Below are 17,824 nucleotides of genomic sequence, written 5' to 3'. Positions count from 1 at the left end.
CACGCAACTCATGTCCAAGATTTACACCTATCAGTCAGCAGCCCCTACCGACCAGATGCTGCTGACCGACATCATGGATCTCGATATCGGGGCGCAGGTGGATGTACAGGCGTTTCTAACCCGAGATCTGGTTGAGGTCATCCAGGATAGAAACGAGTTGGCAGGACGTTATGCGCGCGATCCCGACCAACCTTGGATGACCTGCAGGCTTTGTGGCGGCGCTGTGATGCTTGTGCTGACTCAGCAGCGACTTTTTCATTTCAGGCATCACACTTCAGAGGAAGGTGTACGAGACTGCCCCATCTCTACCCGAGGAGCTTTCAGCGCAGATCAGATCAACCGGATGAAGTACAACGCGGCGAAGGAAAGCGTCGCGCACCAGACCCTGAAACGAATCATCCGGGACAGCCTCTACGCTGATGTGCACTGCTCTGAGCCTGAAGTGGAAAAGGTCTGGCGAGGGATGCCAGTGGCAGAGCGGGCAACCTGGCGTAAGCCCGATGTGCAGGTGTATCGCGCAACACAACGATTTGCGTTCGAAGTGCAGCTATCGACCACTTTTCTCACAGAGATCGTCGGCCGGCGAGAGTTCTATCGGCTCAATGGAGGCGCGATCATTTGGGTGTTTCAAGGGTTCAACCCTCATGAGACGCGTACCGCCGAGGAAGACATCTTCTATCTGAACAACCTCAATGTTTTCATCGTGAATGACCACACGCTTGCTCGCTCATTGGAAGCGGAACGCATGGTCATGGTTTGCTGGTACGCCGTCCCTCATATCAACGGGCGGATCATCGTGAATGAGTGGATCACGCAGGAAATTACCCTTGACCAACTGACGGTCGATACGGATAGGCAACTGGTCTACTTTTACGACTATCTGACGCATCGCAAGGCCTTGGAGACGAGCATCGGCGAAGCCGCGCTCAGGCAGCAATTCCACGATTTCTGGAGGACTCTTTCTCCTCAGTATGAGAAAGATGCCGAACAGGCTTGGATACCGCTAAGGGCTCGCATCAACGATGTCCTACCCCACCTGGAACTACCTCAATCATTCGACGATGGGCATTTCCATGGGGTGGTGTCTATCGTCCTCAGCGCGCGGTACGGTGAGCCGGTGGGATACCGTTGGCCACGCCTGCTAAATGTAGCGAACCATGCCTACGATCATTACAAGGCTTACCTGCTCCCCTTCGGATGGACGCTGGATGCCTTTAATCAACATGAGATGCTACTCGCACAGGATACGAACAAGACTTGGCAGAAACGTCGAGCACTCATTCGAAGCGCGCTGAAAGGGCACGCCCCTGCATTTCAGCAAGATGTTCAGTACAACACCGTCTTGGCATTCCTTGTGCCGGAGATCAAAGACCGCCTAAAGGAAAACCGACGCTGGTGATCGGTGGAGTCGTCAGCCGATGCCCATAATATTTACCCAGCACGCCCACTCAGCCATCGTCACCCGAGATCGAGGCTCCGTACGGACAGGGATGCTATATGGGCGCTACGGCGCAAGGCTAGGGCTAATCTACACAACCTCGAACGTTGATGGCTCTGAATTCGGCTGAACCTCGCATCTCTGCGTCTAGACACGAGGGATGGCATTACGCTACTTTTGGATCCAGTTCCTGTCAGGTAGCCCTCGGTACGGATCGGGATACCGATCAGAACATACGGCCAAGGCAGTACAGACTCATAAGTAGATCCATCGCCATCCCGCTACCCCCTCATCATGCTTCGCTATAGGAATACGTCTTTCAATGGATTTTCGAAACTTCATCCTAGAATCAACCCATGCCCACTATGGCAAGACGGGCCAGGCGCTGCTGCTTGCCGCCATCGGTCATCTCGCCAGTGCGCAGGGTATAAAAATTCGTGATGAACTCAACGGCGTCAAACTTACAAAGTTCATCACTGACCACCTGAGCGACGAACTCGACATCGTACAATCGAATACTGACCGATTGGTGTTTGGGGTTGTGCCAAAAGGTCAATCGCCAGCCGACCCAGCCCTGTCTACCACGATGCGGCCACCTGAGTTTCCGCTGAGTGACGTAAACAGAGCGCTGCAAGCCGCCTTTCTGCGACCTATCAAACACGAGCGCACGCGGTACGTGTTAACGCAGCCGACGTTATCGTATGTGGATGTTGCCGCTGGCCAGACGCCCCCTCTGGGTGGGATCGCCCTGGAAGGGACTTTTCTTCCCACACCAGAGCAGGCTGCCAACCCCGTAATACTTCGCTCCTTCATCGAACGTTTCGCAAACGCATACCAGATCGAAATTGGCTATGTCCGCAATCCAAGAGGCCCGCTAGTTGACTCGCTGCTCTCGAAAATTGTTGAGTGCCTCACGGACGATGAGCTGGCGCGCGTTTCAATTCCTTTGGATATTGTGGCAAAACTGATGAGGAAGTAATGGATTACGTATTCGGGTTTGCTGGCATTCCAAAGGAGTTGCGGGAAGCTGTTGAAGCCAGAAACGCTGAGTTTGCACGGAAGGCAAGGTTTTTCATTGATGCCATGCCATCAGGTGCATCCTACCGTCAGCGAAACGTAGACTTCTTCGCCGAGCACTTCCGCCAGTATGCGAACAAAGACGTCCACCAAGCCGTCTCTCTGGCGATTTTCTATCTTGTGAAGGATGATGAAAGCACTGACTTTTTCGTTGAGTCCTTCTTCCCTCATACGCTAATGATTCCTGTCTGCTGGAAATGGGACAACGAAAATGGTGGATCGGTGGTGAAAGCTGCAAAATCACTGGTCGCAACGCTGGCACGCCAAGTCGCGACTGCACGTGCCGCTCTTCCAATCCTGAAGGATGAGCTGCAATCGCGAGCCGCCACCACCCCGTGGTTGCTGCCGCCAAAAAATTTCGATTCCGATACCTACGTACCGACGCTGAAGAACCTCCACCGAGCGATCGGTGATGGCTTCTGTATCCAGACGGCGCTGACGCAGCATCGTGCAACGTTTGCCAAGGCGCATCCTGGGGTGCGACTACCTGGTAAGACCAAGAGCTGTTATGTAGATAAGCGAGGAGTTGAGTTTCATCCTCCAGGTAATGACCGCCATGGATTTGCTCGCGACAGCGCTGAGCACGAACGGCAGTGTCTACTCGCAGGTCGTTGGCGTCTAGGAGCTCCGTATGATCGGTTGTTTCATTACGACTGTACGAGAGGGGACAGAAAACTGAAGGGACAATTCTACGGCTGCCACAGTCCCCAAGCGAAACAGGAGGGCAATCCTCACCTCAACATCTCGCCAAACGACCATGTTCGTCGCTAGCTAAATGATAAAGGGCAGCAGGCTTGGCCAAGCTTGGCTGCCTTGACTTGCGCTTGGTAACACAGCGCTTGGCGACGACGCTGGCCAGATGACAGGAACGACAACGGCCAGATAAACTGGCCGTTGGTTTTCCTTCGAAAGGAATAACATTGCAAACCCAAGAAGCAGAGGCTTCTATCACGTGTCTTATGGCTAGTAGGCCAAAGGCTGGGACGCTCCGGAACGAGCCAACCCATCTAACCTAGCTACCCAAGCTTACCCGAGCAATGTTGTCCGAGTAGAGCATTCGCAAGTTGCGTTCCCGGTACCCTTCAAGAGAGTACAAAGTAGCAAGCACGGGGCCTTAAGTTCGAATCGCACCTTAACGATGCGTAAGACAATGCTAACACGCCCATCCTCTGGAAACCAAACATTTCCTCGATCTCAGCGTGATACCCACGCTAGGAGCCACCAGCAACGGTGATCTGAGTGTGTGAGACGGTCGACTCTCAGCAGGTCATCTTTTCCATCAGGTCAAGCAGACCGCGCTGAGTCACTGCACGTTCGTCACTGATTGATCAGTCTGCGCTGCGCCAGTGATCAGGATTACCGATGCTGGTGTTTCTGACACGCGCAACATTAGGCTTGTGCCCTAGTGCTTTTGCCTTGGTAATCGCCTCGGCTTGGGTAGTGAATGTCGTGTCGACAGCCTTTGTGCCGCCAGCCAATTTCAAGTGGTAGCCGGTGATCGGGCTACCCTCGGGACGGCCAGGAGGCTGTTGCTCAACGTAAACGTTCGGCATAGCTAAACCTCTGATAACGACGGATTGGCCTACCCAATATGACCTAATACTCAGGACATCACAATGGATCCAATCAGTGTTCCCCCCCATTATAAACGGCTATGAAGCGCTGCGTTACAGCGCAGGCTGAGACTGCCAGCTGCAGGCATTGCATCGCCCTGATTTGTGGATCCCGAGCCATGTAATTGAGCCGGCCCGGATCTGCTCCGATGCGCATCATGTGGCATCCCGATAGGATAGCAACCGGCCCACTCCAACGCCCTGCTCCACAATCCTATCCTCACGTCTCAGGTGTGGGCCATCGCGGCGGCGCGCCCGGCTTGCCCTTCGCAAACACATTATCCTGATTGACTCCGCGGAACAGGCTTCGCCATGAAAGGCGCGCAAGCCGGCCTCGACGACAACTGCACTCCTGCATGACCATAAAATTATCGCGGGATTTTGAAGAGGCGTTTTGGCTTGCGGCGGATGAGGCGTTGTTGCTAAATCCAATGAAAGCCATATGGAGACGCCACATTGAGTCAAGTCGCTAAACGTTTGAACGAGTCCCGTGCAACACCAGGCGCAACGTGCTCATCAAGTACATGACAGCGACAGAAATTGACGGTTTACCTCATAAGGGAAGAGCCCATTCGGAAACGTTCTTGATTGAACCCTTCGCCTCGATGTTCTGGGTGGCCCTGGAACAATATAAGGCAGAAATGCGAAAGCAGCCTCTCATGGCACCTGTAAGACATGACTTTCTGGTGCGAAGCCTGAAGGACGGCGAGCCGATGCATAACGGTTACCAAGGATTGTATGAGCGCATCAGTAAAGCCGCCAAGAAGCTTACTGGTCGCTCGTACGGGTTTCACTCCTTACGGCACATGTATGGGTATTACCTACTCAATCACTGCCCCAATCCAAACCCTCACAGTAGCCGTAAATATGGACTGGAACTCGATAGGGTCAAACAGTTCATGGGGCATGCACGGGTAAAAACGACTAAGCGCTATGCGCGCCAAGATGCTCATCTTCTATATGCGTCGATGGCCGCTGCAAACTTTGCACGGCTGAGCGGAGGGCCCAAAACAGTCCTTCAAGCGCGAATTGCTTATCACCAACATGAAATCAAACAACTACGGCAACTGGCCTTGGAGGCAGCATGATCAATCCTTCGCACGAAAAACTTATCTGGCTGATCAAAAGCAAAGAAATTGGCCCAACTTTCGACTTGGCAATGATCGATGTGCGCCATCGTTACTGGAAGCTTTACAACAACCCGGACGGTGGACGAACGCTGAAGGCGTTGTTGGCTCTGAACGACTTGGGCCCACGTCCTTTCTTTGCAATCAAACGTGCCCAGGTCGAGCAGTTGCTCATCTGCTGCTTTTCGGGAACCCGAGAGCGCGAAGAGATCATCAAAACGGCCATTCCAGATATGCCAGCCTCGATGGTCGCCTCTTCGATCGCCCCGCTGACCTCCATTCTGAAAATGACTTTTCTGCGCCTCTGGATCGAGAAAAAAGTCGTTCTCCCTCTAGGTTGGAACAACCCTATCAACAGCGACGGATTGCTGGATGAGTTGATTCAGGAGCATAAGGAAAGCTGCCCGATGCTGTTTAAGATCAGAGCGCTCAATCCCAAGTCGTCACTCGTTTTCGACGGCACCATGAGCGATAAGAACCGCCAGCTGAGGTCGACCGGGTGGCTGCGGCTGCTGGTTGCATCCAACCTGCACAATCCTGAAAGCTTTACTGCGGAGCTTGCTCGCGATCTGAAAGAGCGTAGCTTCGGGCACAAGTCCGAGCTCGCACGATTCTATACGGATGACTTCTCGGTATTCTTCGCTGATGCATCGAACAACCCCTGGATGCGGGAGCATGTCGATCGCATTCTCGCCGAGAGTCGCGATAAATTACGCGAAGCACGCAAGCAAGGGCAGGAGGTGGGCAAGCAGAATCAGGTCAGCCGATACCACGCCCAGCTTGTCGAGAAAACTCGTTCTTACTTTGAAGGTACGGAGCATGGCATCCCAACATTTGCAGCTCTATTCTCCGATGCTAACGCTCTAAACCGGGCCTTTCGGATGGACGGCCTGGATGAGTTGCCGCCAGGCCTGGAGATGCTTCCCGAAAAGGTCGTCCAGTTTTGCAGGCTGATCAACGCGACCTACCGGGCATTTCTCAAGTCCAAACGGCTTGAAAACCAGAAGAACCACAAGTCATGCCTGTACCAGATGATCGCCTACTGCGGCCCCTACCTCTATCAGTTCTTTATGGATCGTGATGGGAACCTGGATGCATATCCAACTACATTCAACGATTTCACCTGCGCCATCTACATCACAGCAGATGCCGATCTATTAAAGGAGGTCGGCAATTATGAGAAGGAGCTTCCAGAAACACTTTTGAAGATGATCAACATCATCGTGGATATCGATAAGAACACTCCGGAAACCCATTATGCCAAAATTTATCCCATCGAAGATTTCTTCGACTACATCATTGGCCAATCTGCTGTAATCCCGAACGCTGATAAAGTCAGAAATAGTTTCTCACCCGACTGCTACCCGGCGCAGTCCAAAAAGTGGGGGACGGTGAAAAAGCCCATTCCTCGAATGTATTTCTCGACGTTCCTCAGCATGATGTACTCGCTTGAGTACCTGACGATGCATCTCAATGCCATGGCGGACGGCATCGAACCAGGTGTTGTCGCCGGAGAGCTCAAGTGGCCAAATCTTAGCGAACTTGTCCACAGCTCCGAATGGGCGGGACTTTGGGGTACAGGCCAATTGAGCTGCGCGAGCGTTGACCTCAACGCTTTGAACTACACCCCTATCTTTTATTTTCAAGGCAAACCTCGGCCCTTCTCCTATATTCCTCGTTTCTATCGCATCTCCGACAGACACATCAACGGTGAAGTGCAGCCACGCGTCGTCATGAATGATGTTCGCTCCACGCTTTTGATGTGCGAGACGGGCATCCGTCAGCAACACTTGGTGTGGCTTGATCTTGACCGCTATGCGAACTACGTGGAGCGCCAGATGAAGAGGCCTCTAGCGCCGCTATTGGTGAGTACCGACAAAGCTCATGGAGAATGGACATCCATCGTTTCAGACCGCGTCATTCAAATTCTGGACAGGCAAAACGCTTGGTACCGCCGGTGCACTTGCCCCAGCTTCCAAGAGCAGATCTGGTACAACACTAACGAAGGCTCCAAATTTGGTCGGCTCCGTCCGTTGTTCAGACTCGCGACTACCCCGAAGAACTGGATGAACTATGACCCTTTCCGACTCCTGCTGCTCTGCCTGCAGTACTTCATCAAAGCCGTACAGGGCGACGTGAGCTGCCCTGACATCGTGTGGTGCAAACCCTCTGCAGACTCGACGGAGGAGCGCCAATACATCACGAACCACACTGTAGAGAGCTTGTCGTCGATCACGGCCAGTACGCTGACTTCTGACTACACACCGCATGGCCTACGTGCGGGATTCGTCTCAGAGGCCATCAAGTTCCTGCCTCCGTCGATCGTGGGCCAATGGCTCACTGGTCAGTCTGAGGCGCTGGTGTCCTATTACTCCATTTTCGATGAGACCGACCTTGGCATGACGCATCAACAGATGCTTTGCATGTCACTCATGAGCAATCACGACAAACTCAGCGCAGGCGACTTCCCTGACTTGGCAGCAACAATCGCCAGGCTAAATCAAACGCTTCAGAAGGACATTGCCGCTGACCCGGCAGGCGCTATTGCCAAGCACAGACTGATGAGCCTATCGAGCGTCAAACGTGAGTCTGACACTGGCCTTGATCGGATCATCGCCAAGGAAGTGAGCGAACTGGCGTTCAACACCACTCACATTTGTCCCTTCAGCAACATCTGCCCAAAAGAGGTGCTTGACCTGTTCGGCGAGCCCAATTGCTGCTCCGCGTGTCACTTTGCAATCAGGGGCGTCATCCACCTTCCCGCGATCTCCGCCAAGAAGGACAAGTACCGGGAGTTGATGGCGAGCACGCTGACTCTGATTCAGCAGTATCTGACACGCAAGCCCTCGGCGCGCATCAGTACGGAACTCGATCAGCTTGAGGCCGAGAACGACCGATTCGCCCGCGAAGCTTGTCTTCTGGAAGCTATCGAGAACCAGCTCATTTACATGCATGAGCACGGCCTCGACGATGAGCTGATTGTCAAAGACCGCGAGGGTGTTCAACAACACTACGAGCATATGTCCCTGCCGGAGGAGGCACGCGTGCTAAAGCGATTGATTGACTTCCAAAACTTCCCGGACACATCCTCCGAAGACCTGAGCATGAGACTGGCTCAGCTGCGCCACATCCTACTATTGAAGGAAGGCGACATTGCCAAAATTCTCGGGGTGGATCCTGACAGCGCGAAAGCAATCGCAACCAGATTGGCAGCTCAGATCAGCAGCATGGTCAAGTCAGGGGCTATCAGCGAATTCGACGTATTTGCTGCCAGCTCCGGCGATGTCAGCACAATCAAACGACTGGTCTCAGGCGCTGACTCTATGCTTCAACTCACGCACATGGTGGCGTAACAGGACTTACGCATGAAGAAGAATAATCGTGAGGGCAAACCCTCAAAGAAGCCCTCTAGGTTCGATGAGTATGTAGCTGCCCGGTCTGCTCAGATTGAGAAGATGCTCCAACAGGCTTTGCGGTACGTCGATGCTCAAAAGTACGGCAACGTTACTGACTATTGCAAAGCCTTGGCAGCTGTCATCTCAGATGTGCGCGAGGCCAAGGCCGGGGATCCCACTACGCCTTTTTACAACAAACGAGTGCGCAAATTCAGCTACATCACGCTGCTCCGTAATGATGACTATAGACGCATGGTCGACGCGACTTTTGATCAGAGCCGTGAGGCGCTTGAGCAACCCGAAATGGTTTCAGAAGAGGCATTGCTGAAGATCTCAAGTCTCAACGCTCAGCTCAACTTGTTGAAAGACAGGCTAAGCAGCATCAAAACGGGAGACCAGTCGAATGCGTTGGTGGATGCAAACGCCCAAGAGACCATCAGAAAGCTAAGTCTGTATCTAAACACCACACTCGCGGTCTACAGCACAATGCGCGAACAGTTCAAAGGAGTGGCTAAGATATTTGACGTTCCGGCGAAAGACATTCCTGGGCTTTGGAGCTCCTATGGTTTGATCGCGGATAAAGAAGCGTTACATGAAATCGAGGATGGGCGGAAATTCCTGAGTCAGCTGCCTAGAACCGACGACGCTTAGAGTGTCGGCATATACCAGCCAGGAGGAAATTGCGCCTGGCTGCTCGACCAGCCCCTTGATCCACCCTCATGGATACGACTGCCAGTCAGTTTCTGACCACCCTCTCCGGGAGAGGGTGAGCGCGAAGCAGACAGGATTTCAGAACTCAGCACCTACCGGTTGCCATGTCTAACGCACTTGTACCAAGGTGCGAAATCGGAGCTTTCGCGCCACGGACATCGCGCCTGCTGTAGTTGTTGGCCTATTCTGCTCGGCGACCCTCCCTTGAGATTTGACTGACGAGCAGGTCGTGGAATAAAGCTGGGCGAACGCTCATGCATCCTTGTCGTCGTTCACCTCCAAGAAGATCCTGGAACGCTCCTGCTGAACGTTAAAGCGGTGGTAGTCTCTCGATTTATCCAGATCGTCGGGCAGCTCGTAGAACATGCGGTAGAAGTTGAAAAGCTTGGCGGTGATGTCCACGTCCTGGCGGGTGCATTCAATCACTTCTATAAGCGGCCCCCTTGCGGTTTGGTTGGGAGAAAAATTCTGATCCAAGCCGCCTGCTCATCTCAACGATCGGTACATTGAACGGCAGCTTACTTAGGAACGGGGGCTCTTTGAGCGCGGCTGTCGTGAACCAAGCCGCCTGCAGACACCCTGGCCCGGAGGGCTTCCATCCTCACGCACTCGTATTTGCTTACAAACTACAGCGCCATCCGCGTTTTTGGCTGCGCAACAATGCGGTACGGTAACGGAGAATGGATACCCAGATTTCGATTAAAGGACGCTTTCTCGTGACAACCCTATCTTCGCTAGTCGCCGAACGCCTGCACAACTGTAAATTCCAGGTTGCCGGCAACGCCCATGGCCTGTCCGGGGCCGGCACTGTTTTTGAGTACCAAGTCGATGGCACTGCGATCACGAGCACCTACAAAGGCGGAAGGATCCGCACAGGGCACCAGGTGGGTCATGTGACGGGCCCCGACACATTCGATCTGCTCTTCCATTGCATCACAACAGATGGAGAGATTCTTTCCGGACGCTCTCGCGGTAAGGTCGAGGTCGATGCGGCGGGTCGCACGACGCTGTCATTTGTTTGGGCCTGGTTGTCTGGCGCCAGTGGTGGTGGAGAGTCCAGCTATGTCGAGCTCGACTCCAGATAAGTTGTAATTCGCGGCGCTGTCCACGTGATGGCGGAAAGATTCAATGACATCCGTGTGCACCCCCTTTGTGGTAGGTCTTGGAGCATCAAAAATCTTGGCATTGCGCCGGTAGGCTCCTCGAACTGGTCTACTCAGAATCTCGGGTAAACCAGCTGTAAAACCACCGGTGCATTTCGCCAAGCCCGAGCAAGTACCAGAATTCGAGAAAGTACATGAGATAGCTTATCCAGACTCCCCACCCGCGACCTGGAAGGCTCATGTGGACAAAGCCAATAAGCACTGCGCCTACTACTCACAGACACAACGCTAATGCCCATGCTCTCCGTCTGTAAACCCAACATTCGTTCCTAGTCATCGACGCTCGATCTTCGGGGCTTACTGATTTGGCCATTTCCGGCGCGAATCGTTTCCAGCAATTGAGCGTCATGAGCTCGGACGTCTGAGCGAGGTGGAGGTCGTCAGGTGCGTCCCCCCATCCATCCTGTCATGCCTGGTTCTGTGCAACCACTCGGAACCCCGACGAATTAGCAGCGCGTCCTGTTTCTGCTGCGACCTAGGCCTACATGCAATATCCTTACGCCACGCAATCAACCTAGAAGCAGTGAATAGAACGATGGGTTTTGAACAACTAGCTGAGCTACGTGACCGCCTGCGGGCCGAGAAAGAACCCCAAAAGGACGAACGCGCGAAACACCCCAAGCGTAAGTCTCCCCCACCGGCGAAGCCTCGCAATCAAGATCCAGCCGTAGAAGCAATCTGGCCATTGCAGAAGCATTTTCCACTGGCGTTTCCCCGTCAATCCGGCTCCGAAGGTTCCGCTCAAAGAAGGCATTCTTAAGGATGCCGAGCAACACTTGGAGCTGTTAGGGTTGACCAGCGAGCAGCTCAAGCTAGGCATCTCAACCTGGTGCCAAGGATCCCGATACTGGAAAAGCATGGTGGAAAATGCACCGCGCTTGGATTTGAACGGTCAGCCCGTTGGCATCGTGACTACTTCACAAGCGCTTCATGCGAAGCGCCAGGCCTCTCGGCAACGTGGCCAAGACAGGCGAAATCGTGCACAGCCAAAACCCGGCGCGCCAGCGTCCGCCGCAGATCCAGATCTAAAGCGAACAGCTGACTAAGGAATGACTTAAAGATCATTCATTCTGGAATACGCGGCTGCATTAGTGCCCCCACGCAAGCGCCAATCAGGCCTTGAGAGTCAGCAATCACTTGCAGCCGTTCTCTCACCGAACTGGCTGCTTCGGGTGAGCCGCTGTTCTCTATCCAAATCGCAACGTCCTGAAGAGCAGCCGTGATAGCAGCCTGGTTTCCCAAGATGGCGTTCAGCAGCGTGGGGGTAACTTCACTGCGATGCATCGGCTGCTCCTAGCTGGTAGGCAAGTACCTTCGGGCAATACGCCACTACACAGACTTGTATCTCATCCTGGTCAATAGCTCCACATCCAAATGGACGTGTTTGTCATGTCCTGATGGGGCGTGTGGAAGAAGCGCTCGCAGGATCAGGGTGGCTTGCAGTAACAATAAAGCCGCCCTTAGGCGGCTTTATTTGATAGCTCAGATGTCACTGGGAAACCCAGGACTCCACGACATCGCTGCCATGCTCGGCCTTCCAGGCTTTCAGCGTTTTATGGTTACCGCCCTTTGTCTCCACGATTTCACCATTATGAGGATTCTTGTAAACCTTCACGGTACGTGCGCGACGAGTCGCTTTCTCCTGAACGACTGGTGCACCCTTGCGACTGGCTGCTTGTGGATCAAGGATGTTGATCACGTCACGCAAGCTGTAGCCGTACTTAGCTAGGAGATCACGGAATTTGGTTTCGAACTCGATTTCTTTCTTCAGGCCATCGTCATTTTTGAGCGTTTCCAGCTCAGCCAATTGGGCTGCCAGTTGCTGTTCGAGTTTGCGAAATTCTGCGAGACGGGACATGTAAATCTCTTGAGATCCTAATGGTGACGCTTGTGGAGTAAATGTTAGTTCAAAGCCCACCAGCGGTCACCTTGAGCATTCAAAAATCACGAGTCAGATGCCAAGACCCTGCTTCAAATTTTCCCGTGCAAATTTAGGCCCAGCTTGATTTGCTGCCTAAGCTAGCCAAGAAACTCAAACTCTTCCTCTAGATATTAGATATGGCAGGTACAGGTTGGCCCCAGTCTTGTGGCCAAAATGCTCGCTGAAGTGATCCAGCAGACCGCTGGCATATTCGGCATCCCGGCCAACACTATGAAACTGGATGTAGTTGACCAAGGCATTGCTTGCCATCAGATAGGCCGGCACTTGACTGGCCCGGCTGTGATCGCATGACCCTACGGTGACAGAAGCTTTTTTTATAAATCTGGTTGGGTTTCGCAGATCACGTCGTCAGAACTTCAGACAGGGCGATCGGATAGATAATGCAGCCTCAATCATAGGCTGTATTTATTACCACGAATGTCAAGATAGTTATTATACATAAGACTTTTTTGACATCCCCTAAATGCAAGCTAACATCCAAACCACTCTCAGGTATTTGACCATCCTTGGTTACCGTAGTGTGAGGAGCCTTATGCCCTAACAACGGAACTGGGGGATGCTATGAGCTCGATACCTAAAAATTTGCAACGACTTTTGTTGATTACCCTCATCATTCTTTCATACACCCATGCCTTCGCTTCTTGCGGAAAAAATGCTGTCCTCGGTTTTTTTGAAGACGGGGAAACTATCGCTGATATCGCTGACAAATGCGAAATGGATGAGGCAGACGTAAAATCTATAGTCTCGAAAAAAACACCTTCGCCACCAGATACCAAACTTCCACCGGGCACACCTTTAGAGGGTTGTGGGTGCTGGGGATTTGTTACGCCTGGAGCAACTCAGGCGATGCCCGCGTGCAGTAAAGGATATGCGCATGCTAGTGCGTGCGGGGCTATGTGCCCTACTGGTGGATTTGCATGGCAGCGCATCTGCAACTGAGGTGAACTGGAATGAAAGCATTTCCCCAGCTGATCTTAGGAATTGCCGCTCTGTACGGCACAGGTGCGCTATGCGCTAGCGAACTAAGTAATGAAGGCTCTTGCTTAAACGCAAATTCAAAAGACTCTGGCATTGACTGTGCAGGGGCGCCGGACGTCTTGGACTTCGGTAGAAATCTTAAAATATTAGAAGCGATAGATGCACTTGGCTTAAAAGGCGAGAGCATTACATTTTCAGGCTGCGCTAACGGCCGATTCAGTACGTCCGATATCAGCCCAAAAGAAGATCAGCATATATTTAGAATCTCGTATCCGATTTATCCTGACGCATCACAATCATCGCACGACGACCAAGGTATAGCCGAGCTATACATCCCACCATTGACGCATGAACTGTCGCATGTATTTCAAATTAAGTATATCGGCAACGTACACCATCTTACTACACGAATGCCAATGCCGAACGTCGAATTGGAAGCCGACTTTCTCAGTGGAATCGTATTCACGCGCACACAGGACGCAGCCACCATAAACTACTACCAGCGGAATCTATCGCTGGTGGGTCTTTACAACGACTCATCCACAGATGCCCATGGAACGTGGGAAGCAAGAGTCAGTGCCTTCAGAAGAGGGGCTTTCCTTGAAAGCAAAGTTGGAAAAGTAGAGATAGCGAAAGCTGACGATATTTTTCAGTACGACGTATATAAAGAGCTGATAGAAAACTCTCCAAATGAAAAAATGACGACTGAGCAATCTCCGCTCCAACTGGACATACTATCCAACTGCGGCGACGCCAATAAATTATACGACGCGCTTCAATCAAATCTTGATTCAATGAGGTGTAGAAGCGCAAAAAACCCAACAGAAAAATATGTAGAAAGCCAGACCGCTACGCCTGGGCTTGATATTTGCTTTACAAATACCTCAATCGATACATTGGCAACATTTAGCTGTCTCAAGATTCTTGATCAAGACTCAAACCCCGCAATCCTATGCTTCAAGCCTGCCCCCAACTCGATTCTTGATGAGCATTTCAACGACAAACAAATATTACAAAGCGCTCAATACCTGCGCTCAGTGGGTAAATGCGGGAAGGATATTGACACGTCGATCAGCCTCGATTCACTTTATCCACAATTTCTTCGGAGTTTTTCCAGCTTTCAGTTTGGATTTATCCGGAACTTGGGTGACCGAAAGGCCAGAAACTCGGTAATGAGCCACGGATTTGGTAAGTGGGATAATCCTTCCGGCGGATCTGACTGGGCGCTAGAATACGTTTACGCCTTTATAAACAGAACCCCACCCCTCGCGACTGCCAAATCGAAAATTGGGGCATGGTATGTCCAGATTGACAATGGGGAAGAGTTTTCCCGGCTCCTTGGGAAGACGATATTTAAAGGACTAAATGACAAGATCTCCTTCAAAATCAGAAGTGTTGAGATAGAGCGTGCTGCTTATGAGGAACGTCCGACATCAGAAAAAATCCTACTGCTGAAACGAATAAATCAAGACTTACAAGACCAATTGGAAACCGAAGGCTTCCAGCAGCTTCCAGAAAGCTTCTGGGCGACACCAGAAGGTCAGGATCTTGAAAAGAACCTTAACGATCTTAAAGAGAAATCCAAAGGTGCTATAAGCCTAGACGAAACTTCGATGTATATTAGTTCCATCCTCCCGTGCGCCTCCGATGGCTCAGGCGCAGTTGGGGCACTTCCTTTCACGACTCCTGCGCCAGCTGACAAAACTCGGAGCTTTGGTGCGGCCACTATGATTGTCGTAACCTTGGGCAACTGCGCTGGGTTATCAGCCTCTGCGAACAAATACACTTCCAGAATGCTGGAACAAACTGAAAGCCTCATATTGAAACGCTTGGATAAAACAAAATGAATATCAAGAGCGCCCTACCCGCCACCTTACTATCTGTGACGTTTTTTTCTTTAGCTTTCGCAGCAGACAGTCAAGAGCCTGAAGAAGCCCATCCCAGCAAGAGCTCCTCGGAGTATCTTGCAAGCTCTGACGGTGATCTCGAAAAACTTATGGCTGCTGGCTTTCAAAATAGTTTACAGTCCAGTGCATTAGGCTCGAGCAGCGCTGATCTACTTAGTCAAAACACAAATAAAATCAAATCAACCTGGGAGTCTCTCAACACTGAGCTCGGTGCAACGGATGTAACGTACGACATCATACTCCAAGCAGGGCACTATAACCGTAAGACGGGAAAAACTGGCACCACAGGCGCGCTAGTAGCTGAAAAATGGGTGACAGCATATCTAGTAAAAAATATTTCCGACCACCTGTTATCTGAAGGAAAATACACCGTTCTCGCCATTTCCGCGGATGATTACTCACCCCATCTGAATGCAAAAATATTCTTAGCCATTCACGCTGACGGCAGTGTTAAGCAATGCACTACTGGGCCTAGCCTCTCCTATCAAGATAATGGGTCGACGTTGGCGATGCACGCCATTGGATGGGGACTCAGCCAAGCACTTGGCTACAAGTACAGCGAGTTCAGGCAAGACGGATTTACCGTAGATGCGGCAAAATACTACATGTACAAAAAGTTAAATGCTCCCATAATGAAAGGCTTATTAGAGGTCGGAGAGCTGACGTGTCCAAAGAGAGAAGAGCAGCTGATTGTCGGAATCGACGCCGTGGCTAATAATGTGGCACGTGCGTTGTCATTCGTCCTAGCATCTACCACGCCATGAGGCACCGCTCTGGCGTGACAGTGCTCGGAGATGACCTATGGCGAGGTGACCTAAGGCTGAGCGTCGTCGGATTGTCGCATCAGTCTGATTCCGTTGTTGCATCGACTGACTTGTGGCCTAGAGACAACCGATTTAACGTGGTAACAGGACTGAAACCACCGATACGCCAACGACAGCCACTCTCTTCACCTTAAAGTTTTGGTAGTCGAGAAGGAAGGTGTAGAAACTAGAACGCCGCCCGAAGGCGGCGTTTCAAAAAGCCATCCGCACTCAGTGGGCGTTGACTCTCAAAGCGAGCGACTCAACAGCCTCGCCATTCAAAATCTTCCGAGCTCGGTCAGACATCGCCTTTCGTACGTCCTCAGCCGTCATCGCCTTCTTGGTGGATACGGAGGCGGTAGGCTTGCGTACCAGCTTGACTGACAGTTCGTATCTCATCGTCACTCCTCCTGAACCATTGCGAAACTCATATCTTCAATCAACATTAGCATCTTGCCCAAATGATAGCAAATAGGGGTCAAAAGCTGGATAAATAGGTCTGCCCTGTCAGCATTGAGCAGCATATTCTCGTTGTTCTTGTTTATGTTCAGTACACCTATCAGCCGATCTTCAGAAAAAATAGGTATGCTGATCAGCGACTTGACGGCCTTAAGCTTGTCATAGTACTTGCGAAGACCTTCTTCATAACGCTCGTTGAGCTCTGGATTACGCCTGGCCTGCTTGGCTAGCCACCCCTCCATGAAGTCTTGGACGTTGCTCAGGTACTCGGATGCTTGAAACGCGACTACGCTCGGCGCTCCTGGAAGATTAGGGTGATGAAAGCCTTCCCTGTATTCCTGGTCATACGTGAACGGTAGGCAAATCTGCTCTATAGAGGGGTCTGGGACATCATCATCAAGTGTGGACGTGGCTGAAAACGCCGCGTCCTGGATAAACACGATTCCAGAGCATCGCTCTACCGCGACGCCGTATGACTGGTTGTGGAGGAAGAACTCGAATTGCAGCAGCCATTTTTCAAGTGAGTTGCTGACCTCGGTTGGCGAGTCATTGGCGGCGCCGTCTTTATCGAAATTTAGCTCTGGCGCAGGGTTGGTTGAGATTTCCTCACGCATCAAAACCTTCATCACGTTGGCTTGATACACCACCGTCTTGTTCGCTGTCGCAACGCCATCCCATAGACGGGTGAGGCTCAGAATGCTCGCCAGGATCGCGCGCACACGAGAGTTCAGCATCTCTAAATCGACTTTCTTTTCTCGAACCTCCTCTTTGCTAAGCCGCCGCAATTCGCCAACGCTACGGATCGCAGCGACGTACTCCTCAATGAACTGCCGAGGCGGCAGATTAGTGAGACGCCCCTCCATTTCCCTCCCTTGCGATGCGAGCTCAGCTTCCTTAGCGGCAGTCAAATCTGCCAAACCTCGTTCCCTCAACCAGACGAACATAACCGCAAGAGATGAAAGCCCAAGCGCCCAAGCAAGCTCCAATGGGCATGCTGGTACTGCTCCCTTGACTGGAGGTAAGACCAGTGCCTTAGCTTGTGCAAGGATAGCTGTGCTACATACGGATACAAAGGCAGCGCTGCCAACGCTGAACAGCGCCAGAACCGTGGATCCTGCAGCGCGTGCGAAAAACCCTGAAAAGGAAGTTCGCACGCGCCTGATTCCATTCATGAGACAGTGAAAAATCAATGTGTCGACTCAGTTGATTAT

14 protein-coding genes and 1 pseudogene are annotated in these 17,824 nt (G+C 51.9%); 11 read left to right on the top strand and 4 right to left on the bottom strand.

Going from position 1 to position 17,824, the window contains the following annotated elements; genetic code table 11:
- Positions 1–10: 10 nt before the first annotated feature.
- The 6 genes from BMZ10_RS21640 (at position 11) to BMZ10_RS21610 (ending at position 9,301) form a co-directional block, all read left to right on the top strand.
- Positions 11–1,399 (top strand): DUF6035 family protein, encoded by a 1,389-nt coding sequence (locus tag BMZ10_RS21640; RefSeq protein WP_256214553.1) that lies wholly within the window; start codon positions 11–13, stop codon positions 1,397–1,399.
- Positions 1,400–1,760: 361 nt separating this feature from the next.
- Positions 1,761–2,417 (top strand): hypothetical protein, encoded by a 657-nt coding sequence (locus BMZ10_RS21635; protein WP_093466948.1) that lies wholly within the window; start codon positions 1,761–1,763, stop codon positions 2,415–2,417.
- A complete protein-coding gene (locus tag BMZ10_RS21630; protein WP_093466945.1) occupies positions 2,417–3,286 on the top strand; it encodes a hypothetical protein in 870 nt (289 codons plus the stop codon). Before BMZ10_RS21635 ends, BMZ10_RS21630 begins: the two co-directional genes overlap by 1 nt.
- Positions 3,287–4,637: 1,351 nt before the next feature.
- On the top strand, positions 4,638–5,216 hold the full coding sequence (locus BMZ10_RS21620) for a site-specific integrase (protein ID WP_093466939.1): 579 nt from the start codon (positions 4,638–4,640) through the stop codon (positions 5,214–5,216).
- Positions 5,213–8,608, top strand: coding sequence for a hypothetical protein (locus BMZ10_RS21615; protein ID WP_093466936.1), 3,396 nt, complete (start codon positions 5,213–5,215; stop codon positions 8,606–8,608). Before BMZ10_RS21620 ends, BMZ10_RS21615 begins: the two co-directional genes overlap by 4 nt.
- Before the next feature lie 12 nt (positions 8,609–8,620).
- On the top strand, positions 8,621–9,301 hold the full coding sequence (locus BMZ10_RS21610) for a hypothetical protein (protein ID WP_093466933.1): 681 nt from the start codon (positions 8,621–8,623) through the stop codon (positions 9,299–9,301).
- A 312-nt stretch (positions 9,302–9,613) separates the two neighbouring features.
- Here the strand turns inward: BMZ10_RS21610 and BMZ10_RS21605 are convergent, their stop codons facing one another.
- Positions 9,614–9,838, bottom strand: a complete 225-nt coding sequence (locus tag BMZ10_RS21605) for a hypothetical protein (protein ID WP_093466930.1) — start codon at positions 9,836–9,838, stop codon at positions 9,614–9,616.
- 203 nt (positions 9,839–10,041) lie between these two features.
- On the opposite strand from BMZ10_RS21605, the gene BMZ10_RS21600 reads away from it, so the two are divergent.
- Complete coding sequence (locus BMZ10_RS21600) at positions 10,042–10,446, top strand: avidin-fold protein (protein ID WP_371266047.1); 405 nt, start codon at positions 10,042–10,044, stop codon at positions 10,444–10,446.
- A gap of 613 nt (positions 10,447–11,059) precedes the next feature.
- Positions 11,060–11,570 (top strand): annotated as a pseudogene (locus BMZ10_RS21595) (ProQ/FinO family protein).
- Positions 11,571–11,589: 19 nt separating this feature from the next.
- Here BMZ10_RS21595 and BMZ10_RS21590 read toward each other — a convergent pair.
- Both BMZ10_RS21590 and BMZ10_RS21585 read right to left on the bottom strand, forming a co-directional pair.
- Positions 11,590–11,808 (bottom strand): hypothetical protein, encoded by a 219-nt coding sequence (locus BMZ10_RS21590; protein WP_093466927.1) that lies wholly within the window; start codon positions 11,806–11,808, stop codon positions 11,590–11,592.
- A 205-nt stretch (positions 11,809–12,013) separates the two neighbouring features.
- On the bottom strand, positions 12,014–12,382 hold the full coding sequence (locus tag BMZ10_RS21585; RefSeq protein ID WP_093466924.1) for a histone-like nucleoid-structuring protein, MvaT/MvaU family: 369 nt from the start codon (positions 12,380–12,382) through the stop codon (positions 12,014–12,016).
- 645 nt (positions 12,383–13,027) lie between these two features.
- On the opposite strand from BMZ10_RS21585, the gene BMZ10_RS27535 reads away from it, so the two are divergent.
- The 3 genes from BMZ10_RS27535 to BMZ10_RS21575 are packed head-to-tail and all read left to right on the top strand — an operon-like array spanning position 13,028 to position 16,115.
- The gene (locus BMZ10_RS27535; RefSeq protein WP_143070321.1) at positions 13,028–13,405 is read left to right on the top strand and encodes a hypothetical protein; all 378 of its coding nucleotides are present in this window, start codon (positions 13,028–13,030) and stop codon (positions 13,403–13,405) included.
- An 11-nt stretch (positions 13,406–13,416) separates the two neighbouring features.
- Complete coding sequence (locus BMZ10_RS21580; RefSeq protein ID WP_143070320.1) at positions 13,417–15,291, top strand: hypothetical protein; 1,875 nt, start codon at positions 13,417–13,419, stop codon at positions 15,289–15,291.
- Entirely contained in the window at positions 15,288–16,115 is an 828-nt protein-coding gene (locus BMZ10_RS21575; RefSeq protein ID WP_093466920.1) for an N-acetylmuramoyl-L-alanine amidase, read from the top strand. The genes BMZ10_RS21580 and BMZ10_RS21575 overlap by 4 nt, the downstream gene beginning before the upstream one ends.
- 440 nt (positions 16,116–16,555) lie before the next feature.
- Here BMZ10_RS21575 and BMZ10_RS21570 read toward each other — a convergent pair whose 3' ends face one another.
- Positions 16,556–17,767: a hypothetical protein gene (locus tag BMZ10_RS21570; protein ID WP_143070319.1), complete on the bottom strand. Its 1,212-nt coding sequence runs from the start codon at positions 17,765–17,767 to the stop codon at positions 16,556–16,558.
- Between the last annotated feature and the right edge of the window lie 57 nt (positions 17,768–17,824).

It is taken from the genome of Pseudomonas sp. NFR16 (genome assembly GCF_900108875.1).
Classification (GTDB): Bacteria; Pseudomonadota; Gammaproteobacteria; order Pseudomonadales; family Pseudomonadaceae; genus Aquipseudomonas.
This window is presented reverse-complemented; position numbering and strand designations above follow the sequence as displayed.